This window comes from Actinomycetes bacterium (assembly GCA_022599915.1).
GTDB lineage: Bacteria > Actinomycetota > Actinomycetes > S36-B12.
This window is the reverse complement of record JAHZLH010000032.1, coordinates 1-26796: the sequence shown is the minus strand read 5'-3', so window position 1 is coordinate 26796 and position 26796 is coordinate 1. Positions and strand designations below refer to the sequence as shown.

25 protein-coding genes and 1 other RNA gene are annotated in these 26796 nt (G+C 61.4%); 18 read left to right on the top strand and 8 right to left on the bottom strand.

Annotation, left to right across the window (positions count from 1 at the left end):
• The first annotated feature begins 50 nt into the window (after positions 1-50).
• Together K0U62_06215 and K0U62_06210 are read left to right on the top strand one after the other, a co-directional pair.
• Positions 51-767, top strand: coding sequence for a hypothetical protein (locus K0U62_06215; GenBank protein ID MCH9801116.1), 717 nt, complete (start codon positions 51-53; stop codon positions 765-767).
• A gap of 103 nt (positions 768-870) precedes the next feature.
• Positions 871-1470, top strand: a complete 600-nt coding sequence (locus K0U62_06210; GenBank protein ID MCH9801115.1) for a short chain dehydrogenase — start codon at positions 871-873, stop codon at positions 1468-1470.
• 24 nt (positions 1471-1494) lie between these two features.
• On the opposite strand, the gene K0U62_06205 is transcribed toward K0U62_06210, so the two are convergent.
• Positions 1495-1698, bottom strand: a complete 204-nt coding sequence (locus tag K0U62_06205) for a hypothetical protein (GenBank protein ID MCH9801114.1) — start codon at positions 1696-1698, stop codon at positions 1495-1497.
• A gap of 395 nt (positions 1699-2093) precedes the next feature.
• Between K0U62_06205 and K0U62_06200 the strand changes: the two genes are divergently transcribed.
• The 5 genes from K0U62_06200 (at position 2094) to K0U62_06180 (ending at position 7067) form a co-directional block, all read left to right on the top strand.
• The gene (locus K0U62_06200; protein MCH9801113.1) at positions 2094-2960 is read left to right on the top strand and encodes a pirin family protein; all 867 of its coding nucleotides are present in this window, start codon (positions 2094-2096) and stop codon (positions 2958-2960) included.
• 150 nt (positions 2961-3110) lie between these two features.
• Positions 3111-4487, top strand: a complete 1377-nt coding sequence (locus tag K0U62_06195; GenBank protein ID MCH9801112.1) for a trypsin-like serine protease — start codon at positions 3111-3113, stop codon at positions 4485-4487.
• Entirely contained in the window at positions 4453-5382 is a 930-nt protein-coding gene (locus K0U62_06190; GenBank protein ID MCH9801111.1) for a hypothetical protein, read from the top strand. The genes K0U62_06195 and K0U62_06190 overlap by 35 nt, the downstream gene beginning before the upstream one ends.
• A gap of 178 nt (positions 5383-5560) precedes the next feature.
• Positions 5561-5935 carry a hypothetical protein gene (locus K0U62_06185; GenBank protein MCH9801110.1) on the top strand — a complete coding sequence of 125 codons (375 nt, stop codon included), beginning with the start codon at positions 5561-5563 and terminating at the stop codon, positions 5933-5935.
• Positions 5936-6707: 772 nt separating this feature from the next.
• Positions 6708-7067, top strand: coding sequence for an excalibur calcium-binding domain-containing protein (locus K0U62_06180; protein ID MCH9801109.1), 360 nt, complete (start codon positions 6708-6710; stop codon positions 7065-7067).
• 18 nt (positions 7068-7085) lie between these two features.
• Here the strand turns inward: K0U62_06180 and K0U62_06175 are convergent, their stop codons facing one another.
• Positions 7086-7565, bottom strand: a complete 480-nt coding sequence (locus K0U62_06175; GenBank protein ID MCH9801108.1) for a TIGR04338 family metallohydrolase — start codon at positions 7563-7565, stop codon at positions 7086-7088.
• Positions 7562-8368, bottom strand: coding sequence for a DUF2786 domain-containing protein (locus K0U62_06170; protein MCH9801107.1), 807 nt, complete (start codon positions 8366-8368; stop codon positions 7562-7564). Before K0U62_06170 ends, K0U62_06175 begins: the two co-directional genes overlap by 4 nt.
• 142 nt (positions 8369-8510) lie before the next feature.
• Here K0U62_06170 and K0U62_06165 point away from each other — a divergent pair, with 142 nt between their 5' ends.
• From K0U62_06165 to K0U62_06150, 4 genes are all read left to right on the top strand, one after another.
• Positions 8511-9635: a Nif3-like dinuclear metal center hexameric protein gene (locus tag K0U62_06165; GenBank protein MCH9801106.1), complete on the top strand. Its 1125-nt coding sequence runs from the start codon at positions 8511-8513 to the stop codon at positions 9633-9635.
• Positions 9632-10357 (top strand): hypothetical protein, encoded by a 726-nt coding sequence (locus tag K0U62_06160; protein MCH9801105.1) that lies wholly within the window; start codon positions 9632-9634, stop codon positions 10355-10357. The genes K0U62_06165 and K0U62_06160 overlap by 4 nt, the downstream gene beginning before the upstream one ends.
• 85 nt (positions 10358-10442) lie before the next feature.
• An RNA gene (gene rnpB, locus K0U62_06155) (RNase P RNA component class A) lies at positions 10443-10826 on the top strand.
• 410 nt (positions 10827-11236) lie between these two features.
• Complete coding sequence (locus K0U62_06150; GenBank protein ID MCH9801104.1) at positions 11237-11773, top strand: hypothetical protein; 537 nt, start codon at positions 11237-11239, stop codon at positions 11771-11773.
• An 89-nt stretch (positions 11774-11862) separates the two neighbouring features.
• On the opposite strand, the gene K0U62_06145 is transcribed toward K0U62_06150, so the two are convergent.
• Both K0U62_06145 and map read right to left on the bottom strand, forming a co-directional pair.
• Positions 11863-12648 carry an ROK family protein gene (locus K0U62_06145; GenBank protein ID MCH9801103.1) on the bottom strand — a complete coding sequence of 262 codons (786 nt, stop codon included), beginning with the start codon at positions 12646-12648 and terminating at the stop codon, positions 11863-11865.
• A gap of 80 nt (positions 12649-12728) precedes the next feature.
• Positions 12729-13604, bottom strand: a complete 876-nt coding sequence (gene map, locus K0U62_06140) for a type I methionyl aminopeptidase (GenBank protein ID MCH9801102.1) — start codon at positions 13602-13604, stop codon at positions 12729-12731.
• A gap of 77 nt (positions 13605-13681) precedes the next feature.
• Between map and K0U62_06135 the strand changes: the two genes are divergently transcribed.
• From K0U62_06135 to npdG, 3 genes are read left to right on the top strand one after another with little or no spacing between them, the layout of a single operon-like run.
• On the top strand, positions 13682-13870 hold the full coding sequence (locus K0U62_06135; GenBank protein MCH9801101.1) for a hypothetical protein: 189 nt from the start codon (positions 13682-13684) through the stop codon (positions 13868-13870).
• A 60-nt stretch (positions 13871-13930) separates the two neighbouring features.
• Positions 13931-15025, top strand: a complete 1095-nt coding sequence (locus tag K0U62_06130; protein ID MCH9801100.1) for a CoA transferase — start codon at positions 13931-13933, stop codon at positions 15023-15025.
• Between the two features lie 8 nt (positions 15026-15033).
• Positions 15034-15720: an NADPH-dependent F420 reductase gene (npdG, locus tag K0U62_06125; protein MCH9801099.1), complete on the top strand. Its 687-nt coding sequence runs from the start codon at positions 15034-15036 to the stop codon at positions 15718-15720.
• Positions 15721-15761: 41 nt separating this feature from the next.
• On the opposite strand, the gene panB is transcribed toward npdG, so the two are convergent.
• The gene (gene panB, locus K0U62_06120; GenBank protein MCH9801098.1) at positions 15762-16601 is read right to left on the bottom strand and encodes a 3-methyl-2-oxobutanoate hydroxymethyltransferase; all 840 of its coding nucleotides are present in this window, start codon (positions 16599-16601) and stop codon (positions 15762-15764) included.
• A 222-nt stretch (positions 16602-16823) separates the two neighbouring features.
• Here panB and K0U62_06115 point away from each other — a divergent pair, with 222 nt between their 5' ends.
• Positions 16824-18575, top strand: coding sequence for an MFS transporter (locus K0U62_06115; protein MCH9801097.1), 1752 nt, complete (start codon positions 16824-16826; stop codon positions 18573-18575).
• Here K0U62_06115 and K0U62_06110 read toward each other — a convergent pair.
• Positions 18538-20214 (bottom strand): NAD+ synthase, encoded by a 1677-nt coding sequence (locus K0U62_06110; GenBank protein MCH9801096.1) that lies wholly within the window; start codon positions 20212-20214, stop codon positions 18538-18540. The two genes, K0U62_06115 and K0U62_06110, sit on opposite strands and share 38 nt — an antisense overlap.
• A gap of 63 nt (positions 20215-20277) precedes the next feature.
• Between K0U62_06110 and K0U62_06105 the strand changes: the two genes are divergently transcribed.
• Both K0U62_06105 and K0U62_06100 read left to right on the top strand, forming a co-directional pair.
• On the top strand, positions 20278-21618 hold the full coding sequence (locus K0U62_06105; protein ID MCH9801095.1) for a glutamine synthetase family protein: 1341 nt from the start codon (positions 20278-20280) through the stop codon (positions 21616-21618).
• On the top strand, positions 21555-24602 hold the full coding sequence (locus K0U62_06100; GenBank protein ID MCH9801094.1) for a bifunctional [glutamine synthetase] adenylyltransferase/[glutamine synthetase]-adenylyl-L-tyrosine phosphorylase: 3048 nt from the start codon (positions 21555-21557) through the stop codon (positions 24600-24602). The genes K0U62_06105 and K0U62_06100 overlap by 64 nt, the downstream gene beginning before the upstream one ends.
• Positions 24603-24605: 3 nt before the next feature.
• On the opposite strand, the gene K0U62_06095 is transcribed toward K0U62_06100, so the two are convergent.
• Positions 24606-25040 (bottom strand): RDD family protein, encoded by a 435-nt coding sequence (locus K0U62_06095; GenBank protein MCH9801093.1) that lies wholly within the window; start codon positions 25038-25040, stop codon positions 24606-24608.
• A gap of 259 nt (positions 25041-25299) precedes the next feature.
• Here K0U62_06095 and glnA point away from each other — a divergent pair, with 259 nt between their 5' ends.
• Positions 25300-26739, top strand: a complete 1440-nt coding sequence (glnA, locus tag K0U62_06090; GenBank protein MCH9801092.1) for a type I glutamate--ammonia ligase — start codon at positions 25300-25302, stop codon at positions 26737-26739.
• Positions 26740-26796: the final 57 nt, after the last annotated feature.

Below are 26796 nucleotides of genomic sequence, written 5' to 3'. Positions count from 1 at the left end.
GCCCGCGTCGCTAATTCGCGTCGCACGCCTGCGACCTCTACCGTCGGGGCATGCCTGAATCTGACTCGGTAGTCGGTTTTGCCGACCACATCACGACCGTCCTGGATATTGATGAGTTGCGTTCGATGAGCAAGGCTTTGTTTGCCACGGGTCTGACGAATGGCTGGCCGCTGTCGGAACAGCCAGGCTTTGCTACTGCGGGCATCAGATTCGGCAACCTGAACCTTGAGATCTGCGCAGTTGATCGGACCCAAAACAAACTCGATGACTGGCTAACGTTCGAGCCGACAAATCTCGACACGCTGGCTGACAATCTGGCCAGTCGCGGCATCCAACACGACCCGTTCGACGCTGTCGTGGTGCAGGGGCATCCGATTTACACCCGGGTTGGCATCTCATCGCTAGCGACCGGCAGCACTGCACTGCAGTTGTGTCACACCTTTTATCCCACCCGCACCACCGGTCCGGTTGCGCCCGACAATTCGGCAGGTATCAAGCAAGTGACCGCAGTACATGTGGGTGTGGACGCTGCGCATCGGGATGCGCTGGACAAGCTCATGGCACCTCGTGAGGCTAAGGATTCGTTCACCTTTTCCGAAGGCCCACCGTTGCTGGTGTCTTCCGCCTCGCAGCTAGAGGTGCAGGGAATGTCGGTGAAGGTGGCCGATCTGGCGAAAGCCGCCGAAGCGTTAACATCCGCGGGTATGACCAAAGTCGATGACCACACCGTTCGGGTGGGTTCACTATCGATTGAGCTCAGCAGCTAGCCGGTAGGTTTCTGACACTTGGTGGTATGTCATTCACACCGAGTCCGCAAAGACTCCTGCTGGGTCTCACAGTTAGGTTGGGGATTGCACGAGAGGGATCAGGGTGAGTAATCCAGTATTGGTCGTGGGAGCGACCGGGACCATTGGCAGTGCGGTGGCGGCAGCCTTAGCCGCCGACGGCAACGAGGTAATCACGGCGGCCCGATCGGGTGCCGATCATCACCTCGACATTTCGGACGCGGATGGCGTGCGGTCCCTCTTCGCGCGATTGGGTCCGTTGGCCGGGATCGTGTCGTGTGCGGGGTCCGCTCGGTTTGTTCCACTGTTGGAGTCCTCCGACGAGGACTGGGCTTTTTCTTTAGCCAACAAACTCATGGGTCAGGTCAACTTGGTGCGTTTCGGTGCCGCACAGGTAGCGGAAGGTGGCGCCATCACGTTATCGACCGGAGTTTTGGCGAATGCACCGATGCCCGGCAGCAGTATCCTTTCCACGGTCAACGCCGGCTTGCAAGGGTTCGTGCGTAGTTGCGCCCTTGATGTACCGCAATTGCGGGTGAACTCGGTGTCGCCTGGTTGGGTAGCCGAGACGCTCGCAGGCATGGGGGAGGATCCGGCTGGCGGAACTCCCGCAGCGGAGGTGGCGCAGGTCTACCTACGCGCGGTGAAAACAGCGCCGGCGGGCGAGGTGCTCGGTGTCGGTTGAGAACCGCGCTTCGAAGCAATTCAACTAGGAACTATGCCCCTGGTGCATGATTGATTTTTGATCGGTCGCCATGTGTTTGAACTCGGGAATGTCAGCCCACTGGAAGGCGATGAACAGTGATGCGCCAGGAGCGACCTGTTCGCCAGTCACCGCCAGATTTTCCAAGCACAGATCAACAATGAAGAAGGCATCCCCGCCCTCAGGGCCGATGGCGTGGGAGGGTGGCACCCACATCCCACCTGCCGAAGCTTCCGTAAGTAGCAGCCGGCACAATTTGGGGTGGCTGGAAGATTATCGAAACCATGGGTCTGCGGATCACCCGCATCACCCGCGCCTCCGGATTTGCGGCGAATATCGGTTCAATCACCTCCATCGGAAGCGGGAGCCGAAGGTGGGCACCGGATACGGAGTCCATGTTTCACAAGTCAACGACGATGGTTCCGCCACCGGCTCTGCACCCTCGGCTAATGGCACGTCGGCTACCCCCGCCAAAGCTAAAAGCCTCGACTCCGCTGATGCGAGCTAAATCTGTCCAGCCCTGAAATCGGGTGACCACCAGGGGAGTCGCCCGGCACATGGCGACTCCGCTTACGTGCAATGAGCTTCGATGGTTGACTGAGGAGATGGAACCTCAAGCGATCGAGATGATGATTGATCCGCGCGAGCGGCCCATTGGTGACGCCACCGTGCGGCGAGTGTTGCCGTTTCGAAAGCGACGGATGATTGGCCCCTTCATCTATGCCGACATCATGGGGCCGGAGCACCTAGACCCGGGCATCGGTGCCGATATTGCTGCGCACCCCCACATCGGCCTGTCGACACTCACTTACCTCACCGCTGGTTCGCTGGTGCACCGTGATTCCACCGGGGCAGTGCAACAGGTCAATCCCGGTGAAGTGAACTGGATGACCGCCGGATCCGGGGTCTGTCATACCGAACGGTCACCGGAGCCGGATCGGTCCGGTGCCTCTGATCTCGCTGGGCTGCAAACCTGGGTAGCGCTACCTGAAGACGCCGAGTCCTCCGCGGCTTTCTTTGAACATACCGGCGGAAGTGACATCCCCTCCGAATCACAGCGAGGTGCCACGGTGCGGGTGCTAGCAGGTACTGGTTGGGGGATGGGCTCACCAATCAAGGGGTCGTCACAGTTGCTGGAGGCGGACCTGACTTTGGCAGACGGACTGTTGCAGATTCCTGCCGAGCATCGCGAGCGCGGCATCATCAGCCTGGCCGGTGATCTTGCGGTTGCGGGTCGGGCCCTAGCGGAAGGCCAGCTCGCGGTACTGACACCTGGTGAAGAAGTCGAGTTGACCGGAACTGGGCAGGCCATGATGTTAGCCGGTGATCCGGTGGGGGAGCGATTCATCTGGTGGAACTTCGTCGCCTCCGATCGGGACGTGATCGAAATCGCCAAGCAGCGTTGGGATGAACAGACGTTTCCCAAGGTGCCGCACGATCATGACAGGTGGATGCCTCGTCCCAGTAACTAGCTCCGCGCCCCAGTGACCGAGCACGTGTGCTGCCGTGCCCTGGGTGGCGTCTAACTAACTGGTAGAGCCTAGGGCATCTGGTCGTTGCGATACTCCTGCGGCCATGTGGGTGGCGGAACCTCAAGACTTGCTCAATTTCACGACTTTTGAGTGGCTGAATCGGGACCGAATGCCCATGCTCGAAATGTGTACGCCCGTTACCCCTCGAGTCACCAGCGCGGCTCCGCCGTCACGCGACGTTTAGCAGTGGCTGTCGGTGTGGTTGCCGGATTACTACTGGGCTCGCTGGGCGTATCGGCTCAAGCCGCCGACGACCCATACAAACGTGTCTCGACTAAGATCATTAATGGGCAACCGATCACGGTTGATCAGGCGCCGTGGCAGGTGGCGTTGTTGCACGCGAGCGTGCCGAACGACGATTACAACGCACAGTTTTGTGGTGGTTCGATCATGAGCGTGGATTGGATCATTACCGCTGCTCATTGCGTGGTGGGCAACACTGGGGCAGCGGTCAGTCCTGCGTCGGTGGAGGTTGGTGCAGGTATCACCACGTTGGGTTCTCCGAACGTCGCCCGGTCCGAGGTGTCGCAAGTTGTGGTGCACTCCGGATACAACTCGGCCACGACGGACAACGACATTGCACTGTTGGAACTAGCCGCGCCGTTGACGCTGGATGGCACCACCAAGCAGGCGATTGCGGTCCCGGACCCGGCGGTACTGGGGGCGGGTTGGCCTGCTGCGAGCACTTCGGCGTTAGTCAGTGGTTGGGGTAATACCGCCACCAACGGGTCGAGTTTCCCTGCGCAACTGCAGGCAGCGACAGTGGACGTGCTGACTAATCCGGCGGATGCATCCTGCGGTTCCTACCCAGATCCCTGGGGCAGTGAATACCTGAACACCACCATGTTGTGCGCGGGCTACCTCACCCCACCCACGAAGGACTCCTGTCAGGGTGACAGCGGAGGGCCGCTGGCAGTGAACAACAACGGGACCTATGCCCTGGCCGGGGTTGTGAGTTGGGGATACGGCTGCGCCGATCCGAGCTACCCCGGTGTCTACACCCGCGTCACCAACTACACAGACTGGATCAGCGAGAACTCCGGACAATCACCAGCACCCACACCCACACCCACGCCCACACCCACGCCCACGCCCACACCGCAGCCGGTAGATCCGCAGCCGGTGGTTGCCCCACAGCCAGTTGCGCCACCAATAGCCCAGTTACCCGGACGGGTTACCCGGTCCAAGGCCCGAGCCAAGCGCAAGCGCGTCATCGTCAAGTGGCGCGCACCGAAGGACGCTGGGACCTCGGAGATTATTGGCTATGACGCTCGCATGAAGGAAGGTAAGCGCTGGCAACGTTGGACCGGTGCGCCCGCGGCGGATCTGGAAACACGTCGCCTCGGTCAGTACCGGTTGGTCTACCGCGGACTGAAACCAGGCACGAGATATCGGGTCAAGGTGCGGGCGATCAATCTTGAGGGCACTGGCAATGTCGCTCGAATCAAGTTCCGTACTCGCCACTGAAGGCAACGCACAACGACACGGCATCACCTCCTCCGCCACGACTAGCACTGCCAACCTGACTGGCCAAACCGCTGTGATGCGCCATGATCGTCATATGGATTGGCTCAACGAGCACCTGCCGCATCAGATGTGGGCTCCGCGTGGGCTACCTGGCTGGCTACGCAGATTCCCTGGTTGGGCCGCCCGTGCCACTTCGGAGTCTCGATTCGCTGTCGAGCTAGCCGAGTGGGAAGCCACTTTGCTCGGTCGAGAAACAAAGCTCAGCTCGGATCTGCCGAATGGTGAGCAGCGACCAGTTCTGGTGCTGCCTGGCTTCGGTTTCGGTGACCCGTCGACCTTCCCGATGCGCCGCGTGCTGCAGGCCGGCGGCTACCACGTGGTCGAATCCGAGATCTGGTCCAACATCCGCTGCTCAGACCGTGCGGTAGATCGCATCGCCGACGTCGCCCGGCGTGCAGTAGCTGCCGACGAGGGCAGACGGCTGCTGGTGGTGGGACACAGCCGAGGTGGACTGCTCGGACGAGGGCTGGGAGCGCGACATCCGGAACTCATCGAGCAGGTGATTTCGTTGGGTGCGCCGCTCAATCACGAGTTCGCTTTCTACGAAGTACCGCAACCGTTGGTATCGGTGTTGCGGGTGGCCCACCAAACTGACCCGGAGTTACGCCAGCGGCAATGTGTCACCCCGGAATGCAGTTGTCCCTACATGGTGGCCAGCCGTGCCCCCATGCCCGCCGAAGTCGATCTCGTATCGATCTACTCCAAGTCGGAGGGGGTAGTGGACTGGCGCGCCTGTGTTGTTCCCGGTGCGACCAATATCGAAGTCAGCGGGAGTCACCTCGGCATGGGAGTAAAACCGGCCACGTTGCGACTGGTGATGGAGTTACTGGCGTAGCCAGCTCACGCAAACTAGGCGATCCACAGCCACCATGGGCGGACGTCGAATCGCTTCATGCGATGGCCAAATGTGCGGTGATTCAGCGCAGCCTGCTCCCAACCTCAAGATTTGCGCAAGATTGCTCTCAGTTGGCACCGGCACCGCGGGAAATCAGGCACTAACCACGGAGGTCCTGATGTTTCGGAATCGTGGAGTAACTAGCAAGATCTTGATGGCTGGCGGAGTTGCTGCGCTGCTCGCTACCGGGATAACGGGTACTGCGTCGGCGTGGAGTGGTGGTGATGAGGCTCCGTTGAAGATGATGACCGGGTTCAATTCCGCCCGGAATATTGCAGTGGGTGCCAATAATGAAATGTATGTACCGGGTTACTCCAACAGCACAGTTGCCATGTTCAACGCCGGCTGGGCTGATAGTGACACGGCCACAAAGCCTGGTCCTGCGCAGGTGTTAACAGGTGGGAGTGGCAAGAGCATTCACAACCCGAATGGGGTCGCAGCGGACGTCAGCAACTGGCCAAGCTGCAGCGGAAAGCGAGCAAGAGTCAGCTGACGCCAAAGAAGTTGCGCTTGAAGATGGCATTGTTTGGCGACGTAGACGCGAGACCACCCGAAATTCATTGGCGTTTCGCTATTCGGGGTAAGGGTCAGCTGGAACGAAACAAGCGGGGGATGGTCCAGCTGGCGCAGGACCGCTATTGATCCGGCGGCCAATAACGTGCGGCTGAACTTCGCTGGCGCCAACAAAGTACGCAAGTCCCTGACCGGGGCCCGGAAAGATAACGCGACAGTGATATTACGGATGCGCGCTGCCAACGACGCTGGCGTCAGTCCTGCCAAAACGATCCGACTGCGGCCCCCCAACCGGGGTGCCTAGTTGCCGGTCAGCAGCCACTGGGGCCAGTAGGACGGTATAGGTGTGGCCGGTGGGCCGGATTCAACAGGTCCGTGGGCGGCTGTGAGACTCCTCACGGTCTAAATGCTTTCCGGCGTGGGTATGACAATGTCTAGGCGGCTAAGTTGCTGCATGCGTGGTAACTGACTGAAACGGGGAAGTAATGCGGGGGACAATTCGACTACGACTATTGGTCGCGGCTATTGCCGTGGCTGTGGCGGTACCGTTGGCCGGTTCCGCGGACGCGGGGTTGCGCCGCGGCTGGGCAGTGGACGGCGATACCGTGCGGCTCGCCAGCGGCGCCTCAATTCGAGTGATTGGCGTGGACACCCCAGAACGTGGCGAATGTGGCTTCGAGCGCGCCACGGCGTTCACCGATCGGTTCGTGAGCAGAGGCTTCCGGCTGAAGAAGTCCGCCACTACCGACAATATGGATCGCTATGACCGGATGCTGCGGTATGTCCGCAAACCCAATGGGGCTGACCTCGGGTCGAAGTTGATCAAAAAGGGCCTGGCTAACGCTCGCTACGACAGCACTGACGGCTACGACTGGCACCGCAAGCAGGCCAAGTATCACCGACTCGACAAGCGCACCGACCACATCTGCGGCAAGGCAGCCGACAACAATAGCGGCTCCGGCGGTTCCGGGTCTGGCGGCAACCTGGATAGCGGCGGGGCCTTCGTGAACTGCGATGCGGCCCGTGCTGCCGGTGCCGCACCGGTATACCGCGGCGACCCCGGCTACGGTACGCATCTGGATCGGGACGGTGACGGTATCGGCTGCGAGTAGCTGAGTTGCCGCGCAGTATCAGCGCCGCGGTTGCGCAAAGACGCCGCCATCAGTGAGCCCGGCGCGGAGTAGCAGCGCAGTCGTCGGCCCCATGGCGTTGTCGATCAGATCCAGCAGGAGTTGGCAAAACTCGCGGTCGTGCCGAGTAGTTCCGGTGCGGTGAAATTGCACGTGATGGGCGTACTCATGCAGCGCCACACTTTCCCGCATCGCCCAGTCCTGTCGCTGCGGGATAGCGATGGTGTCCGGCTCGGTCCAGGTGGCTCGGGTGGTGGCGCGGCTAGCCTTCACCTGTGGCGCCGGCACATCCGGGTGCCCCCACTGGTGCTCTCGAACGGCAGCCAAGTACCGCTGGACTCCAGCGATATCACCGAAGCGCCGCTCGATCGGTACATCCAGCAGTGAGCCGTGAAAATCGATGGTGCCGCCACGGCTGAGCAATCCACGCAGGTGATCCTCCGCCGCGTAGACCGCTGACCGATGCGGGTCGACGCTCACGCCGGCAGTTCCCGATGACCACCGGCGACTTCGGCGGTGCCGGGTAACGCGACTCGATGTGCATCTCGGCGCCCGGCCTGCTCGGCTGCCTGTGACAGTCCCTGCACGCGGCTGCCGCCGCGCCAGGAACCGCGCGCTTCGGAAGATTGCTGGTAGTAGTCGGCCACTTCGGCGGCTTTCTCTCGCAGGGCGATCTCGGTGCCAGTAGCAGTGGGACCGTTCGCAGCCTGGGTCTGTGATTGCTGCGCTTCCCGCTGCCGCTGCTGCGCGATTTCACGCTCCCGCGCTGTGTGCAATCGGGCCTGTACCTCAGCAATGAAAGATTCGTAGTATTGCGCTCGCGCGGTTTGCTTAGTCATCGGAGCGGTTCGTGTTCGTCGCCGGTCCCGGACGAGGCGCACATCGGCACGCCATTCCCCGGCGGCAAGGAACTCTTCGCCGTAGCGAACCATTTGGGTAGAGATCCGACTCCACATCATTTCTGCGGCGGCAATGTCGGAGGGGAAGCCGAACAAGATTAGGTAGGTGGAGTTGTGAGCGATGTCCATCTGCAGGTCGTTAGCGGTAGCGACTGCATACATCAGGTTGATCAGGTGCCGGTTGGCATGCCGCCGGGGCTCGCCGATCAGGATGCGCTTGTTGATCGGTGAGATTCGGATTTCGGTCGTGGTGAGGCGTGCCTTCGCCAAACTGATGGAGTGAGCGGTGGCGAGTGTCTGGGCCTTGTCGAAGTAGGCCTGGGCTTCGGCGGGGGTGGCGGCGCGTTCCGCTTTGGCCAGCAACTTGGCAATGCGCTCGATCATCGCTCTATTGTCGCTGCGGCCCGTCGGTGGGCAGGCACCCGGTGTGGTTTCCTCGCTCGGACTGGCAGACCCGCCATCGATCCCGCCGTTATGGCGCTAGGCTGCCAGCGTGTCCGAGTCTTCAGCGCTGTCATTGGCCGAGGTGGTCGCCGCACTGGAACAGCGATTCGATCCCAGTATCGCCGAGGACTGGGATCGGGTGGGATTAGTGACCGGAGACCCGGATCAGCTGGTCACCAAGGTGCTGTTCGCTGTGGACCCGTTACCAGCCGTTATCGATGAGGCAGCCGCTGGTGGTTTCGATCTATTGGTCACCCACCACCCGCTGCTTTTGCGCGGGGTGCACTCGGTCGCCGCTAACACTGCCAAGGGCCGGGCGGTCCATCAACTCATCCAGGCCGGTTGTGGCTTGCTCACCATGCACACGAATGCTGATTCGGCGATCGGCGGTGTAAACGACGCGTTAGCTGATGCGGTGGGAATGCGAGTGGAGCGCGTACCGCTGCGACCGTTGCCGGAGGTGCCACTAGCTCGGATTGTGGTCCACGATGCGGCTGACCACACCGATCCGCTGATCGCGGCGATGGCAGCAGCCGGTGCGGGTCGGACCGACCACTACGACTTCTGTGCATATTGGACCGATGGCACCGGGCAATTCCGGCCGCTGCCGGGCGCTGATCCCACCATAGGAAAAGTAGGGGCGTTGGAGCGGGTGGATCAGCGGCGAGTAGAGATGGTCTTGCCGCAGGAAAGAATCAGCGATGTCGTACACGCGTTGCGACGTGAACACCCCTACGAGGAACCGGCCTTCACGGTTGTCGATGGCGTTGCTGTCCCGGGTGAGCGGGGCCTGGGACGAATCGGAGCGGTCGCTGAGGCGACTCTGGCTGATTTCGCTGAGCGGTTGGCTAGTGCGCTACCCGCTACTGCACATGGGGTGAGAGTTGCAGGTGACCCCAAAGCACTGATTCACAAGGTGGCGGTGTGTGGCGGGGCTGGTGATTCACTGCTGGCTGATGTCCGCCGCAGCGACGTGGACGCTTATATCACCAGCGACTTGCGGCACCATCCGGCGTCAGAGTTTCGGGCTGACAGTCAAATTGCGTTGCTGGATATTGCGCATTGGGCAGGGGAGTGGTTGTGGTTGCAGGCAGCAGCAGATGAGCTTATCGAACGCATCGCATCGGAAGGCGGGCAGATCGTGACGCAGGTGTCGCAGATCAACACTGATCCTTGGACCTTCAGCATTACTGGTGGGCATCGATGAAGGCGGCGGCAGCACAGCAGTTGCAGTTGTTGGAGTTGCAGCGTCATGAGATCGAAGCGGAACTGGTGGCCGCCGCGATCAAGAGTTCGCCGGTGGCGGTGCGTGTCGAGGAGTTGACGGTCGGGCTGCGTGATTTGAGCGCCGAACTGGTCCGGCTGCGTACCGAGGCTGAGGATCTCACGCGCGAAATCAAACGTGCGGAGCAGGATTTGGATCGCCTGCAGCAGCGCAAGCGGCGGGATGAGCAGGCGATGAACTCCGGCGCGAGCGCTAAGGTGCAGCGAGAGTTGGCCCACGAAGCTCAGGCACTTCAGCGCCGGATCGCGGATGCTGAGGATGCCGAGTTGGATTTGATGGAACGGCAAGAAGGGATCAAGGAGCGACTGGCCACTGCTGAACAGCAAGTCTCCGATGCCGAGATGGCCATGACCGCTGCCCAAGCAGATCGTGATTCAGAGTTGATTCAGTTACGTCAGTCGGCACACGAGCACCAGCAAGCAGTCACGGAGCTAGCGGCAGCCATTGCCACGGACCTCATTTCCGCCTATCGCCAGTCGCGCAATGCCATGGGTATCGCCGCGGCACAGTTCGTCAACGGTCGCTGTCTGGGTTGTCGGTTGAGCATCCCGCCAGTTGAGGCTGCCGCGGTGGAAGCAGCGGCTGCCGACGAGGTGGTCTGGTGTGACGAGTGTGGCTGCATCCTGATTCGAGACGCCAGCTAACCAGCGGCGGATCCCGGATTGGTTGAGGCTGCCGTGGTCCGAGTGGTAGAGGTTGCCACTGCAAATTGCGTATTCTTGTCTCGGACGAGTCGGTCGGGCGGCCGCGATGTTTCTGCCTAGCGGAAGTATCGAGGAAAGTCCGGACTCCCCAGGGCAGGGTGATGGCTAACGCCCATCCGGAGCGATCCGCGGGACAGTGCCACAGAGAATAGACCGCCGCCTTCGGGCGGTAAGGGTGAAACGGTGGTGTAAGAGACCACCAGCGGCCGGGGTGACCCGGGCGGCTTGGTAAACCCCACCTGGAGCAAGGCCAAGAGGTCGGCGCCTGGCGTCGGCTGCGCGAACGATTGAGGGCTGCCCGCCCGAGTTCGCGGGTGGGCTGCATCAGGCTGCCGGCAACGGCAGTCGCAGATGGATGGTCGCCCCCGGGCAACCGGGACAGAATCCGGCTTACAGACCGACTCGTCCGCCGGTCGCCGTTGAGACTTGGACTTGGCGGGGTGGCACGAACGGGTCGACTGCAGGCCGCCTAACCACCTAACTCGCGATCATCGACTGACTTGCGTGGCAACGAACTGATACATGGCTGCGACATACGTGCGACATGTTCGGTAATCGAATGTCACGCAAACAGCTGTTTTCGCAGTAAAAGCACCACGAAGAGTAACCATTACTCCATTCGTGCCCCAAAGAGCCTGCATTTGAGCGTGAATGCGGGGTCGTGTCTCCGCACGAAGCGTCAGGGGTCAGGTTTTCCACGGATTCCGCAATGGTGCTCTATCTCACTTATGTCGCAGAAATGTAGCGATTCGGTCCTAGAAGGGCACATCATCACTGGGTGCCGAACTTCGGTACTGACGAGTGAGGAGTGATGAAGTCATGAGAGCAACAAGCGCCATAGCTGGAACTATTCTTGCAACCAGCGCGATGTTCGCAGGAGTGACCGCGACCGCCCCCGCATCGACGGCGGGCGAGAGTCAAACCGGCGCCGCCCCGTCGGCGGTCAAAGCAAAGGCCAAGAAGCCCTTCTACAAGGGCTGCAAGAACAACAGGCGGTTTAACGAGCGGCGGTTCAGCTACACGGTTGATGCCACACTTGCTGGTCGCTGCGCAGCGTCCCGGTTCAAGAAGGTGCAGCTGATTAGTTCGTACGGCGGACATCATCCGTCCGCCGAGAGAGCGTTGGACGTGATGACCAACCTAAACGGCAGTTGTACCCAGAACCGGAAGACCGGTGACCAGGTAGCGAGGTACATGATGAAGAACGCCAAGAAACACGGCGTGCGCTATCTCATCTGGGAGAACAAGTACTGGGCTGCCGGTTCCGGCAAGAAGAAACTGAAGGACTGGCGTCCTATGAACCGAGGCGGCTGTACGCCTGGTCACTACGACCACGTACACGTGGCTTTTAAGTAGACCCGATCAACGCCCCCGGATCCTCCAGCAGCGAGTGGTCCGGGGGCGTTGCTGTGCGAGCTGGTCATGACCAGCCCAGCAGCTAGTGGTCAGCTGGTCTCAGTGGCGAGGTCCCACACCCGAACTCCACCGGTGATGCCAGCAGAGTTGGGTACGACTTTTGCGTTGTCGGGGAGAGATTCAGTCAGCATATGTTTGGCGTTGCCGCCACCGATGTAAATGGTGTCGTACAAGAACATTGCGTCAAACCAGTTGATGGCCTCTAGCACTCGCTTGCGCCACTTTTTCTTCCCGATCTGCTTGCGAGCGGCGTTTCCTAGGGCGATGTCCACCGACAGGCCCTTGCGGAAAGAGCCGTGGGATAGTTCCATGTGCGGGAGCAAGACGCCGTCGTTGAACACTGCGGTTCCCACGCCGGTACCCAGGGTCATCACAAACTCAAAGCCGTTCCCCTCCGCGACGGCACACCCTTGCATGTCGGCATCGTTGACGACTTTTGTGGGGGTTTCGAACATCTCGGCCAGGTTGTTCGCCAGTGGATAGCCGTGCCAGTGCGCCGCCATACCGGGATCGGTGGGCCCGCCGTACTCTAACCGCGATAGCGCGGTTACCCGCAGCACCTTCCCGCCTCGGATCACACCGGGAAACCCAACGGAGACCCGTTGCGAGCGCGGGAGGTCATCACACAGCTGCTGGATTTTCGCGACTAACTGCTCCGGCGGGCAGGGATAAGGAGTATCGACCCGCACCCGTTCGGTGAGCATGTTGCCATCTCGATCCAAGACCGACGCCTTAATACCTGACCCACCAATATCGACAGCCAAGGTCTTGACGTTCTTCGGCCAAGTGGACTGTCCGGGCAACTTCGTAGCCATCCCTGCTCCATTCCGAGTACGCCCGCACAAGCGGGCTGGTGGTGGCTACTCTTGCAGGCTCAGCGGCGGAATGCTCGCAATCACTCGACGTTGTCCGGTTGGGTGAGGATCTCGCTACCGGAGCCGGTCACGACCAGGGTGTGTTCGAACTGCGCGGTCCGCAGTTTGTCCTGCGTGGTGACGGTCCAGTCGTCATCCCACAAGTCGTATTCGTGGGTTCCCAGCGTGATCATGGGTTCGATAGTGAACGTCATGCCGGTTTCCATGACTACATCCAGATCAGGGCTGTCGTAATGCGGAACGATCAACCCGGTGTGGAAAGCGGTGCCGATGCCGTGACCGGTGAAGTCTCGGACTACGCCGTAGTTGAACCGCTTGGCATACGACTCGATGACCCGGCCGATCACGTTGAGCGGTCGACCTGGCGCAACCATCTTGATCGCGCGCATGGTGGCCTCGTAGGTGCGCTCCACCAGTAGCCGCGACTCGTCGTCGACATTGCCCACCAGAAAGGTGGCATTCGTGTCACCGTGCACGCTACCGATGTAGGCGGTGATGTCCACATTGCAGATGTCGCCGTCCTCGAGAACTGTCGTGTCCGGGATACCGTGGCAGATAACTTCATTCAACGAGGTGCACAGCGACTTGGGAAATCCGCGATATCCCAGCGTGGACGGATAGGCGTTGTGGTCCAACAGGAACTCATGACCAATTCGGTCTAGTTCGTCAGTCGTAACGCCGGGCACGGCTGCCCGCCCTACCTCCTGCAGCGCGTTGGCGGCGATCCGGCCCGCGATACGCATCCGTTCGATCGTTTCGGCATCTTTCACCTCGGGACCGGTGTAGGGGGCTGGTGCTGGTCGATCGACGTACTCCGGGCGGGTGATCGCTTCTGGTACCGAGCGGCGCGGCGAGATTCTTCCTGGGGCGAGGACCCGTGAGGATGCGGCAGTCATAGGTTGATTCTGGCATGGGTTGCCCTAACCGGGGTGCGCGCCGATAGGCTGCGGGTGGTTCTAAGTAAGGAGACCGTATGTCCCAGTGGTGGTATTGCCTGGTTCATCAGCGAGTGGAGACCGAGGGTTGCCCGAACTCGGAGCGGTTGGGCCCGTTCGACACCAAAGAAGAGGCGGCTAACGCCCTGGAGATTGCTCGGGAGCGCAACGAGCAATGGGACCGGGACGAGGACGAGTGGAATGGGCGCCCCCCGAGCGATTCCTAGTCGACTCTCACTGTGACTGTGGAACGTACTGGCCCGCTTGTGGGACTGCGGGTATTGGAAATGAACGCGATTGGTCCGGTGCCGTTTGCGGGTGGGCTACTTGCTGACTTAGGTGCGGATGTTCTGCGGATTGAGGCGCCGGGACCGCAACTGGGGGTTGTCGATGCCGATAGCGCTATTCACCTGCGCGGCCGGTCAGCGGTAACTGTCGATCTGCGAGATCCGGATGGACTGGCGGTTGCTCGCCGATTAGCCGACCGTGCCGATGTGCTGCTGGAGGGTTATCGACCTGGCGTCATGGAACGCCTCGGACTGGACCCACAGGAGTTGCTGGCGCGTAACCCCAAGTTGATCATCGGTCGGATGACCGGGTGGGGTCAGGACGGCCCGATGGCTCAACAGGCGGGACACGACATTAACTACATTGCTGCCGCAGGAGCCCTCGGCAGTTTCGCCCGTTCCGGGCAGGCCCCAGTGCCGCCGGTCAACATTGCTGGCGATTTTGGCGGGGGTGCCATGTTCCTGCTGGTGGGGGTGTTGGCTGCGCTCTGGGAACGGCAGCAGTCCGGCAAGGGCCAAATTGTGGACGCCGCGATGGTGGATGGCGCGGCCTATTTGATGATGCTGGTCTATTCGATGGCCGGTCAAGGTCTCTGGGATGCCACAGCACCAGGGGAAAACCTGCTCGACACCGGTGCACCGTTCTATGACGTCTATGAATGCGCCGATGGTGGCTATCTGGCAGTGGGTTGCCTCGAGCCGAAGTTCTACGCGGAGTTCATAGCTGGATTGGAGCTGACTGAGACCGACCTGCCCCAGCAGTACGACCGGGAGCGCTGGCCGGACCTGCGGCAGATTTTCACCTACCGGATCGCCAGCCGGTCACGGGATGACTGGGAGCAGCAGTTTGCGGGCACCGATGCGTGTGTCACCGCGGTGCGCTCCCTCACCGAAGCGGCGCAGCATCCGCAACTGGCCGCAAGAAAGACGTTGTTGCCGACCAATCCGTTGCAACCGGGACCAGCACCCCGACTGTCGCGTACTCCGGGACAGGCAGTGCCGCGTGCGGATATGGCGCATGGCAAGCAGGCCCTGCAGCACTGGGGTATTGATGAGGAGCTGGCGACGCGGGTTGCCGGGGGAGAGGACGAGTGAGCGCCACCATGGCCGACGCACCTGATGGGATCCAACTAGCCGAACTGCCGGATAAGCCGTTGATTGGAATCTTGGGCGGTACTGGCGATCAAGGTCTCGGGCTGGCTTACCGCTGGTCAGCAGCTGGTCTCTCGGTGCTGATCGGATCCCGAGATGATGCGCGAGCGCACGAGGCGGCTGCCGAGCTAGGTGCCGGTGTCACTGGCGGTCTGAATACGTCCGTCGCCGAAGTTTGTGACGTCGCGGTCGTGGCGGTGCCTTGGGGTGGTCACGAAGCGCTACTGGCGGATCTGGCCGGGGAACTAGCGGGCAAGATCGTTATTGATTGCGTGAACCCGCTCGGTTTCGATAAGCGTGGCGCCTATGCGTTGCGGGTGCCGGAAGGCTCAGCGGCAGAGCAGGCCCAGCAACTGCTGCCCGGTAGTGCGGTGGTGGGAGCATTTCACAACGTGAGTTCCGTTCTGCTGCGAGATCGGGAGCTGGCGACAGTCGACACCGACACGTTGGTGCTGGGTGACCAGCGGGAAGCCACCGACGCGGTTCAAGATCTCGCCGGTCGCATCCCCGGGATGCGGGGCATTTACGGGGGACGGTTGCGTAACTGTGCCCAGATCGAAGCGCTAACTGCGAACCTGATCTCGATCAATCGCCGCTACAAGGCGCACGCAGGCATTCGCATCACTGACGTGGACTAGGTTGTGTTGCCCCGGAACCAGCGGTCTAGGCGACTGGTCGGCTAACTGTAGGAGTGGTCGATATCGGGGTAGACCTCGTCGGTGACGTCCTGCCGCCAGGCCTGCACCGCGTCGACGATCACGCCGCGTAGGTCGGCATAGGGTTGCACGAACTTCGGCTTCTTGCCTGGAGTCAGACCCAAAAGGTCCTGCCACACTAGAACTTGCGCGTCAGTTCCGCGGCCCGCACCAATCCCGATGGTGGGAATGTCCAGCTCTTTGGTGACCCGCTCGGCGAGATCACGCGGCACGACCTCCAAGACGACAGCAAATGCGCCCGCCTCTTGCACTGCCAGGGCGTCATCTAGCAGTTGGTGTCCTGCTTCGCCGCGCCCTTGCACGCGGTAGCCACCGAGGGTATTCACCGACTGCGGTGTCAACCCCACGTGTGCCATCACTGGGATACCGGATTCCACGAGTAGCCGGATATGTGGCGCGACCCGCTCGCCACCTTCCAATTTGACCGCTTGCGCGCCGGCTTCCTTCATCAACCGGGTGGCGGAGCGCAGCGCCTGCTCCGGTGATTCCTGGTAGCTGCCGAAGGGCAGGTCTGCCACCACCAGGCTGCGTTGGGTGCCCCGGACCACCCCCGCGGTCAGCATGACCATCTCGTCCAAGGTGACCGGCAGCGTGGAATCGTGACCGAAAACCACCATCGCGGCAGAGTCGCCTACGAGTAGTACTGGTACACCAGCCTCTTCCAAGGTCCCGGCGACCAGCGCGTCGTAGGCGGTGACCATGGTCCACTTCTCCTCAGCGACTTTCGCGCGAGCGAGATCAGTAATGGAAATCCGGCGACCGGTGATGCTGCCGTAAACTGAAGACGGCGAATCGGATGACATGATGCCTCCACATCGTCGATGCCTCGTTCGGGTCACCGCGACACCGAAAGTGTGACATTTCGGGTCGGCGTACCGCAATACCTACCAACCCGATTGGAGTGTCGGGTTCGGCCGCTTCGGAATCCGACGGTTGAGTTCCCGCTCAGCAGGTATCGCTCGCGGCCTAACTGCGCGGGGGCGACTATGGTTCAGGGGAGCCCCCGAGATCGGAGACGGACCGACATGACCGAAAGCAGTTCGGAAGTACGCCGGTCCACCGATGACGCCTGGATGACTGACGGCACCGGCCATCCGCGGCGTTGGGCCATCCTTGGGGTGCTGATGGTCAGTTTGCTGATCGTCGTGTTGGACAACACGGTGCTGAATATCGCGTTGCCCACCATCCAAGAGGATCTACAAGCGACCCAGAGTGAGTTGGTGTGGGCAGTCGATGCCTACATCGTGGTGTTCGCTGCTTTGCTTTACACCTGGGGCGTGCTTGGCGACCGGTACGGCCGCAAACGCATCATCATTATTGGATTGCTGGTGTTCGGGGCAGCTAGTGCATTGTCGGCGTTCTCGCCAACTCCGGAGTGGTTAGTAGTCACTCGCGGCATCATGGGGATCGGTGGTGCTGCAGTCATGCCAGTCACGCTGGCCATCATCACCGTTGTGTTCCCGCCCGCTGAGCGGGGGCGAGCCATCGGAATCTGGGCGGCTGCGGTAGGCGGAGCTGTTGCGCTGGGTCCGGTATTGGGTGGGCTACTGCTGCAACACCCAGAATGGAGCAACTGGCTGACTGGCAACGACTGGGGATCGGTCTTCCTGATCAACGTGCCAGTGGTGATCATCGGTCTGATCGGAGTGCTGCGTGTGGTGCCCGAAACCAGAAACCCAGAACCCTCACCGCTGGACTTAATCGGCCTCGTATTGAGTTTCGTCGGGATGTTGCTCCTGGTCTACGGCATCATTCATTCCTCGGCTGAAACCGCATGGTTGACTGCCGGGGTGATCGTGCCCGTCGTGGCCGGTATCGCACTCCTGGCGGGGTTCCTGCTTTACGAATCCCGTAGTGAGCACAAGTCCTTTGACGTGTCGCTGTTCCGCAACCGCGGTTATGCGATCAGTCTGACAGCGGTGTGCCTGGCGTTCTTTGCCTTGATGGGTTTGACGTTTACGCTGCCGTTCTACCTACAGATCGTGCGCGGTTTCGACACGTTAACCGCCGGGCTGATGTTCCTCCCGTTCGCGGTCGGTCAGTTGATTTCTGCGCCCCGCAGTGCGAAAGCGGTGGACCGGTTTGGCTACAAAGCAGTGATGGGAACAGGGCTGATCTTCGTGGCGGTGACGTTGTATGCCATGACTCAGTTGGATCTGGAGTCTAGTATCCCGTTGCTGCTGCTGGGATTCTTCCTTTTCGGACTCGGCATGGGATCGGTGATCTCGCCCGCCACCGCCGTTATGCAGAACGTTCTGCCGCTGAGCCGTGCAGGTGCCGGCTCGGCGGTGCAAAACACAGTGCGACAACTAGCTGGTGCGTTGGGCGTTGCGGTCGTTGGCAGTGTGTTGGGTTCCCGCTACGCCGACAATGTGGCACCAGCATTCGCCGATCTGCCCGCGGATTTCCCGGCGGATGAAGCCGAGCAATCAGTGGTTGCCACCGAAGCCATCTTGACCGGTCTGGAGTCGCAACAAGGACTCCCTGTTGAGCAGCTCGAGCAGGTGCGGCAGGCCGCCTATGAGGCATTTGTGTCGGCCTCACACGCCACTATGCTGTTGAGCGCCGTGAGCGTGACGGTGGCGGTGGTGTTGGTGTTCACGCTGCTACCAGCCATCAAGCCGCCACAACAGGGGGATCAATCTCCAACCGACACTTGGGACGACGAGGATGGAGACACCAGCGAAGAGGTTTTGGCGGAAGAGGGTCTGGCGGCTAAAACCGACTCGACCCCGCCCGCTACTGATCCGAAGTCGCCTCCCGCCAGCGGTTCGTAATCGGCAGCCGCCGATCCCGACCAAACGCCCGAAGACTTACCTTCGGACCAGGTGGGTACTGGCGCCGCTTGTACTCGGCAGAATCGGTCATCCGCACCACGTCGCGGACTAGTGCAGCGTCGAAACCTTGCGCGACGAGTTCCGCAACACCACGATCCTGTTCCACGTAGTCATCCAAAATGTCGTCGAGCACCGCATAGTCCGGGAGTGAGTCGGAGTCCAACTGGTCTGGGCGAAGTTCCGCACTCGGTGGCTTGTCGATGCTGGATTGCGGAATTGGCTCCGGCTGGTTCTCACGGCGAGCTTGCTCGTTGCGCCAGCGAGCTAGTCCCCACACGAGAGTTTTGGGGATGTCCTTGATCGGAGCGAAGCCACCGACCGCATCGCCGTAGATCGTCGAGTAGCCGACCGACAGTTCAGTCTTGTTGCCGGTAGCCAACACCAGGTGGCCTTCTTGATTCGAGATTCCCATGAGTGTCACGCCGCGGACCCGCGCCTGCAGGTTCTCTTCAGCTAAGCCGGTGAGTCCCAATGAATTTTGAAACGCTGCCACCATGTCGGCGATCGGTACGGTGCGGAACTGCAAGTCAGTGCGCTCCGCGAGCAGCGCTGCGTCATCTTGCGAGTGTTGCGAGGAATACGAACTGGGCAACGACACCGCGTGCACGTGGTCTGGGCCGAGGGCATCGCAGGCTAGCGCGGCTACCACCGCAGAGTCGATCCCACCGGACAGTCCCAACACCACTGAGGTAAACCCGTTCTTGCGGACATAGTCGCGCAGCCCTAGCACGAGTGCCGCCCAGATCTCCGCTTCGGTATCCAGCGGCGCGGGGATGGGGGTGATGGCGACTGGCGGCCCGGACTCCGGCATATCCACGATCAGCAGATCCGGCTGGAAACGAGGGGAGCGGGCTATTAGCGTGCCGTTGGCGGACACCACGAGACTGTCGCCGTCGAAAACGAGCTCATCTTGACCGCCGAACAGGTTTGCGTAGGCCACCGCACAACCAGCCTCGGCGGCTCGCTGCTGACACAACTCCAACCGGACATCGTCCTTAGCCTGCTCATACGGGGAACCGTTCAGCACCAGCAGCAGTTCCGCACCGGCTTGCCGCGCCCAATCCACCGGACCCCCGGACTGCCACAAGTCCTCACACACCGCTAGCGCGATCGTTCGGCCAGCGACCTCGATGATGCCGGGCTGATCACCCGGAACGAAATAGCGGTATTCGTCGAAAACGCCGTAGTTCGGTAAATGGTGTTTGCGATATTGCGCGATGATCTCGCCACCGTGCAGCACCCACACGGCGTTGGTGGGTGCGTTGCGGGGGCTGCCTAGGCCGGGTTGAGTTTCTGCGGCGCGATCCAGCAGTCCGAAAACTACAGTCAACTCGCCCAAGCCGTTGGTCATCAGCGCGGCGGCGAGCGCCAAGCCAGCATCTCGGGAGGCTTCGATAAACGAGTCGCGCAGCGCTAGGTCTTCGATCGGATATCCGGTCAGCGCCATCTCTGGCAGCAATGCCACATCAGCACCTGCTTCCGCTGCAGCCCGGCACTGGGCCAGAATTAAGGCGGAATTCCCGGCCAAGTCGCCCACGGTGGGGTTGATTTGGGCCAATGCCAGACGAATTGGTGCCATTTCGTCAGGCTACTGCGCGCATGTCCGTGAGCGCTGCGCGGATCTGTTAGGCAAGATGGTCCTATGGATAAGCAGACCGAATACGTGCTCCGGACTATTGAAGAGCGAGACATCCGGTTCATCCGGCTGTGGTTTACCGACGTGCTGGGCACCTTGAAGTCGGTGGCCGTGGCTCCAGCAGAGTTAGAAGGGGCGCTGGCCGAGGGCATCGGTTTCGATGGCTCCGCCATTCAGGGGTTGGCCCGGGTGACTGAGGCGGACATGTTGGTGCGCCCCGATCCGGCCACGTTTCAAGTGCTGCCCTGGCGCGGCGAGACCAAAGGTATTGCCCGATTGTTTTGCGACATCCTCAACCCCGACGGTTCGCCAGCATTGGCCGACCCCCGGCACGTACTGCGTCGCACCCTGGAACGGGCCGGCGACCTCGGGTTCACTTTCTACCTGCATCCCGAAATCGAGTTCTACCTCTTCCAGTCTGCCCACGAACCCGGTGGGCCGCCGCCAGAGCCGATCGACCAGTACGGCTACTTCGACAATGTGCCGCACAGCATCGCCCACGACTTCCGCCGCGCCACCATCACCATGCTGGAAGCAATGGGCATCTCGGTGGAGTTCAGCCACCACGAAGGCGGCCCCGGACAGCAGGAAATCGACCTGCGCTATGCCGACGCGCTGACCACCGCTGACAACATCATGACCTTCCGGCTGGTGGTCAAAGAAATGGCACTGGAGCACGGCGTGGTCGGCTCGTTCATGCCCAAACCGCTGGCGGACCATCCCGGCTCCGGTATGCACACGCACCTGTCGTTGTTCGAGGGGGACAGCAACGCGTTCTTTGAGCCAGGTGCTCCCTACCAGTTGTCGAAGGTGGCCCGATCGTTCATGGCCGGCCTCCTTCGCCATGGCGCCGAAATCAGTGCGGTTACCAACCAATGGGTGAACTCCTACAAGCGCATCCACGGCGGCGGTGAGGCACCGGCCTATGTGTGTTGGGGGCATAACAACCGCTCCGCGATGGTAAGAGTTCCGATGTACAAGCCACACAAGAGCGGTTCCACTCGGATGGAACTGCGCACTCTCGATGCTGCTTGCAATCCTTACCTCGCATTCGCGGTGGTGTTAGCGGCCGGGCTGAAAGGTATCGAAGAAGACTATGAACTGCCGCCTGGTGCTGAGGACGACGTCTGGTCACTCACCCCGGCGGAAAGACGAGCACTGGGAATGAATCCATTGCCCGGCAGTTTAGGTCAAGCGGTGGACGTGATGGAGTCATCCGAATTGGTGGCCGACACCTTAGGGGAACAGGTCTTTGATTACTTGTTGCGCAATAAGCGCGCCGAATGGGCGGCGTATCGCCAACAGGTGACCCAGTTCGAGTTGGACCGCTATCTGCCGCTGCTGTGAGCGACGCACGACGCAGCACCGAGTCGGCCCAACTCGCCCGACTCGGATTTCAGGATCCCGATCGCGCCATTGACCTGATTTCAGCGGCTCCTGCTGCCGCGCAGATCAGCACCGAGACCGCGACCGCGCTAGCTGAGGCGGCCGATCCAGATTCCGCACTCCTGTCACTGACCCGGATCGCCGATGCCGCAGAGGCTGCCGGAATGCTGTCAGATTTCGGCGATGCGCTGCTGTCTGATGAGGAAATCCGGCGTGGGGTTGCCGGTGTACTGGGCGCATCGCAGGCTTTGGCCGACCACCTCGTGCGGCATCCCGAGGACTGGCAGTTGCTGGGTCCGCGCGCCAGGATCTCTCGCAATGAGGTCATCAACAATCTGCTGACTGCGGTCGGCGCTGACCCGGCCGATGGGGCGCCTACCGCAACGCTGCCGTACGCGGAGGCCCTCATCGAACTGCGGCTCGCGTATCGGCGGCAACTGCTGGCCATCGCACGCCGGGACCTGGTGGCAGCGGAGGACTACGCTCATACCGTTGCGGACTTGAGTGATGTAGCTGATGCGGCACTAGCGGCGGCGCTAGCAATCTCGCGGGCCCAAGTGGGACCGGTCGCCAAGGAATGTCGCATTGCTGTCATCGCCATGGGTAAGTGTGGCGCGCAAGAACTGAATTATGTGTCGGATGTCGACGTGATTTTTGTAGTGGAATCCACCAGCGACGACGATGCGGCTGCGGTGCGGGTCGGCACCGAACTTGCTAGCGGTTTGATGAAGGCGTGCAGCGCCGAAACCGCCGAGGGTGCGCTGTGGGAAGTGGATGCTGGCCTGCGACCGGAAGGCAAAGCTGGGGCGTTGGTGCGCACGCTGCCCAGTCATATTGGCTACTACGAACGGTGGGCGGACACCTGGGAGTTTCAGGCACTGCTTAAGGCCCGAGCGGCCGCCGGTGATGCTGAACTGGGACAGCGTTACGAGCAGGAGACGGCCCCATTCGTATGGCAGGCGGCTGGCCGACCGAACTTTGTTGAGGACGTGCAGGCGATGCGTCGCCGGGTGGAGGAATCACTTCGGGGCAAAGCCGCGGAACGGCAGTTGAAGCTCGGGGCTGGGGGACTGCGTGACGTCGAATTCTCGGTGCAACTACTGCAAATGGTGCACGGTCGCGAAGACGCGCTGGTGCGCAGCCCTGGAACCATCAACGCGCTGGAGGCACTGTCGAACTACGGCTACGTGGGGCGATCGGATGCTGGCGGACTGGCGCGTGCCTATCGATTCCTGCGCACATTGGAGCACAGACTGCAGTTATGGCGGCTGCGCCGGGTGCACGTGGTCCCCGACGATCCTGGTGAACTGCGGCGAGTAGCCCGTTCCTTAGGTTTTCGGGTGGATCCAGAAGCAGAGTTCGACACCGCCTGGCGAAATGAGCAACTTGAGGTTCGCCGACTGCACGAGAAGCTGTTCTATCGGCCATTGCTGCAGGCAGTGGCCCGGTTGGATCCGGGGGAGGCTCGACTCTCGCCGGAACAAGCAGGTGAGCGGCTTACGGCGCTGGGTTTCACTGATCCGCAGGCCGCGTTAGGACACCTGATGGCGTTGACCTCGGGAGTGAGTCGCCGCGCGGCCATTCAACGGACGTTGCTGCCGGTACTGCTGAGTTGGTTCGCAGACAAACCCGACCCGGATATGGCCTTGTTGAGTTTCCGCCGCGTCAGTGACGCGTTGGGAGCGACCCCCTGGTATCTGCGGCTATTGCGGGACGAATCGGTAGCGGCAGAGCGACTCGCAGAACTGCTGGGCTCCAGTCGCTACACCGCCGACCTACTTATCCGTACCCCCGAGGCGGTCGCGCTGTTGGGCTCCGAGGACGACCTAGCTGCCAGAGATCGGGCTGCATTGGAGTCGGCGGCGCTGTCGGCAGTGAATCGTCGCGAGGAAGCTGATTCCGCCATGACCGCGCTACGTTCCTTTCGGCGCCGCGAGCTGCTGCGGATCTCCGTCAGTGATGTGTTGCAGTTAGCAGACATCGAACAGGTCGGTAGCGAGTTGTCGGACCTGGCTGGTGCCACGTTGTCCGGCGCTCTGCAAGCCGCGGTACTGGGCGTGGCTGCCGGTGAGAAGCTGGGCATCCGCTTCCTCGTGATGGGGATGGGACGCCTCGGCGGTGGTGAAATGTCGTATGCCTCTGACGCCGACGCCATGCTGGTGTACGACGCACTCCCCGGCACGGACGCGGCCACGGCTGAGAGACAGAGCCGGGCCTTAGCCGGGGAATTTCGCCGGCTACTCGCGCTGCCGTCCTCCTATGCAGAGTTGGCGCTAGACACCGATTTGCGGCCGGAAGGTCGCAACGGGCCGATGGTGCGGTCGTTGGAGTCCTATGCCGCCTACTACGACAAGTGGTCGTCCCCGTGGGAGGCGCAAGCTTTGCTCCGTGCCAGGCCCATGGCTGGAGACACCGCTCTCGGGGTCGCTTTCACCGAAATTATTGATCCGCTGCGTTTCCCAGCGGACGGTCTTGCCGATGAGCACCTGCGGGAGATGCGGCGACTTAAGGCGCGAATGGAATCAGAGCGGTTGCCGCGGGGAACTGATCCTTCTCGGCACGTGAAACTGGGACCCGGTGGGCTGTCTGATGTGGAGTGGACCGCACAGCTGCTGCAACTGCAGCATGGAGCTGGCCATCCGGAACTGCGTGACACACGGACACTGCCTGTGCTTCGGGCGGCGGGTGCTAGCGGTCTGATCGGCAGCGAGGACGAGCAAGTGCTGCTGGAATCCTGGCAACTAGCCAGTCGGATTCGTAACGCGATTATGCAGGCCACTGGTCGACCGGCAGACGTGCTGCCGCAGGACGAACGCTCACTGGCTATTGTGGCGCATTTGCTGGGCTACCGACCGGGAGCTGCCCGGCAGTTGCTGGAGGACTATCGCCGGGTCACCCGCAGGAGTCGCCGGGTGATGGAGCGAATCTTTTACGACGGGGGCTAGCGGTCAGCGGCGAACGCACACAGTCTTTGCCGCCTTGTCGTGGAGACCGCGAGTGTCTTGGTCCCAGACCACTGGCGGAATAACGAGGCAAATAAGGGCCGAGCGCAGTAGCAAACTCAACAGACCCGGGGGCCGATTGTCAGTGCGGATGACCGCCAAAGACAGCAGACGCTGACCAAATGAGGACCCGGTGAGGAACTGCAGCAGGGTGATCTGCACGAAGAAGATTCCGAGGGTGAGTAGACCAAAATCGGGATCACCGATGAGCCCGGCCACCACACTGGCAACCAACAGTGAGGCGAACCAATCGACCATCAAAGCCGCCAGCCGACGACCGAACGGCGCGATCGACCCTGGACCCTCCTGCGGCAGCCCGAGCCGTTGACCTCGATAGTCCTGCGGTTCGGCGAGCAACTCGGGGGACTGCCCCGGAGTCATCAGCCACGAACCAAGCGTGCGTCTGTCCACGCCTCAACCGTACCCTCGAGTCCTCAATTCCGCCCCTCTGACTAGCCGGTACCGCGGTGATAGGCGTGCCGAACAACATTGAATTCGACGTAACCTCCCGGAAACATTTGGGACACGACCGGGAAATCGACCCCGCCTATTGTCTCCTTATTACCGGGGGGCAGACTGTCCCCAATGCCGTTGCAGTGCGAAGTCGCCAGCAACGGTTCCGGACCTATGAGGAGGGTTAATGTCAAAGCGCCCGGAGTTCAACAATGCGGACGACGCGCTGCGGTACATCAAGGATGAGGACGTCAAGTTCGTTGACGTGCGATTCTGCGATCTGCCAGGCGTCATGCAGCACTTCAACGTTCCGGTCGAGAGCGTGGATGAGGCGCTGTTCACCGACGGTCAGATGTTCGACGGCTCATCTATTCGTGGCTTCCAGCAGATCCACGAGTCAGATATGAAGCTGATTCCGGACCCGGCCACCGCCTACGTCGACCCGTTCCGTGCGGAAAAGACGTTGGTGATGAACTTCTCCATCCGTGACCCGTTCACCGACGAGCCCTACAGCCGCGACCCTCGTCAGGTGGCCGCAAAGGCCGAGGCGTACCTCAAATCCAGTGGGATCGCTGACACGGCCTTCTTCGGCCCCGAAGCCGAGTTCTACGTCTTCGACGACGTTCGTTTCGAGACCAAGACCAACGCTGGCTACTACCACATCGATTCGATCGAGGGTCAGTGGAACACCGGTCGTGAAGAAGAGGGCGGCAACAAGGGCTACAAGACCCGCTATAAGGGTGGCTACTTCCCGGTGCCGCCGGTTGACCACTACGCAGATCTGCGTGACCAGATGTCGCGCACGTTGACTGATGTCGGCATCCAGGTGGAGCGTGCTCACCACGAGGTGGGTACCGCTGGTCAGGCGGAGATCAACTACAAGTTCAACACCCTGCTGCGCGCGGCCGACGAGGTGATGCTCTTCAAGTACATCATCAAGAACGTTGCCTGGAATGCTGGCAAGACTGCGACCTTCATGCCGAAGCCGCTGTTCGGCGACAACGGTTCCGGTATGCACAGCCACCAGTCGCTGTGGAGAGACGGTTCTCCGCTGTTCTACGACGAGCTCGGTTATGCCGGCCTGTCTGATACGGCCCGCTGGTACATCGGTGGCCTGCTCAAGCACGCTCCGGCAGTGTTGGCATTCACCAACCCGACGGTGAACTCCTTCCATCGTTTGGTGCCGGGCTTCGAAGCGCCGGTGAAGTTGGTGTACTCGCAGCGCAACCGTTCCGCCTGCATCCGGATCCCGATCACGGGCTCCAACCCGAAGGCGAAACGGATCGAGTTCCGCGTGCCCGACCCATCCAGCAACCCGTACCTCGCGTTCTCCGCGATGTTGATGGCTGGCCTTGACGGCATCAAAAACAAGATCGAGCCAGTGAGCCCGGTCGATAAGGATCTCTACGAGTTGCCGCCGGACGAGGCTGCTGACATCAAGGAGGTGCCGTCGTCGCTGGAGGGTGTGCTCAGCGCGCTCGAGGATGACCACGACTTCCTAGGTGAGGGCAATGTGTTCACCCCGGACTTGATCGAGACCTGGATCGATTACAAGCGAACCAACGAGATCGACCCGATGCGGCTGCGCCCGCATCCGCACGAGTTTGAGATGTACTACGACATCTAAGTCGAAGTTTCCGGACTCACGGCCGCAAGGCCGAGGCGATGGGCCGCACATCTTTGG

Bases quoted from the DNA above. Each gene is read 5' to 3' on its own strand.
- K0U62_06215 (MCH9801116.1), top strand. From the start codon at position 51: ATGCCTGAATCTGACTCGGTAGTCGGTTTTGCCGACCACATCACGACC.
- K0U62_06200 (MCH9801113.1), top strand. From the start codon at position 2,094: ATGGAACCTCAAGCGATCGAGATGATGATTGATCCGCGCGAGCGGCCC.
- K0U62_06190 (MCH9801111.1), top strand. From the start codon at position 4,453: ATGTCGCTCGAATCAAGTTCCGTACTCGCCACTGAAGGCAACGCACAA.
- K0U62_06185 (MCH9801110.1), top strand. From the start codon at position 5,561: ATGTTTCGGAATCGTGGAGTAACTAGCAAGATCTTGATGGCTGGCGGA.
- K0U62_06180 (MCH9801109.1), top strand. From the start codon at position 6,708: ATGGATCGCTATGACCGGATGCTGCGGTATGTCCGCAAACCCAATGGG.
- K0U62_06170 (MCH9801107.1), bottom strand. From the start codon at position 8,368: ATGATCGAGCGCATTGCCAAGTTGCTGGCCAAAGCGGAACGCGCCGCC.
- K0U62_06160 (MCH9801105.1), top strand. From the start codon at position 9,632: ATGAAGGCGGCGGCAGCACAGCAGTTGCAGTTGTTGGAGTTGCAGCGT.
- K0U62_06150 (MCH9801104.1), top strand. From the start codon at position 11,237: ATGAGAGCAACAAGCGCCATAGCTGGAACTATTCTTGCAACCAGCGCG.
- K0U62_06145 (MCH9801103.1), bottom strand. From the start codon at position 12,648: ATGGCTACGAAGTTGCCCGGACAGTCCACTTGGCCGAAGAACGTCAAG.
- map (MCH9801102.1), bottom strand. From the start codon at position 13,604: ATGACTGCCGCATCCTCACGGGTCCTCGCCCCAGGAAGAATCTCGCCG.
- K0U62_06135 (MCH9801101.1), top strand. From the start codon at position 13,682: ATGTCCCAGTGGTGGTATTGCCTGGTTCATCAGCGAGTGGAGACCGAG.
- K0U62_06130 (MCH9801100.1), top strand. From the start codon at position 13,931: ATGAACGCGATTGGTCCGGTGCCGTTTGCGGGTGGGCTACTTGCTGAC.
- npdG (MCH9801099.1), top strand. From the start codon at position 15,034: ATGGCCGACGCACCTGATGGGATCCAACTAGCCGAACTGCCGGATAAG.
- panB (MCH9801098.1), bottom strand. From the start codon at position 16,601: ATGTCATCCGATTCGCCGTCTTCAGTTTACGGCAGCATCACCGGTCGC.
- K0U62_06115 (MCH9801097.1), top strand. From the start codon at position 16,824: ATGACCGAAAGCAGTTCGGAAGTACGCCGGTCCACCGATGACGCCTGG.
- K0U62_06110 (MCH9801096.1), bottom strand. From the start codon at position 20,214: ATGGCACCAATTCGTCTGGCATTGGCCCAAATCAACCCCACCGTGGGC.
- K0U62_06105 (MCH9801095.1), top strand. From the start codon at position 20,278: ATGGATAAGCAGACCGAATACGTGCTCCGGACTATTGAAGAGCGAGAC.
- K0U62_06100 (MCH9801094.1), top strand. From the start codon at position 21,555: ATGGGCGGCGTATCGCCAACAGGTGACCCAGTTCGAGTTGGACCGCTA.
- K0U62_06095 (MCH9801093.1), bottom strand. From the start codon at position 25,040: ATGACTCCGGGGCAGTCCCCCGAGTTGCTCGCCGAACCGCAGGACTAT.
- glnA (MCH9801092.1), top strand. From the start codon at position 25,300: ATGTCAAAGCGCCCGGAGTTCAACAATGCGGACGACGCGCTGCGGTAC.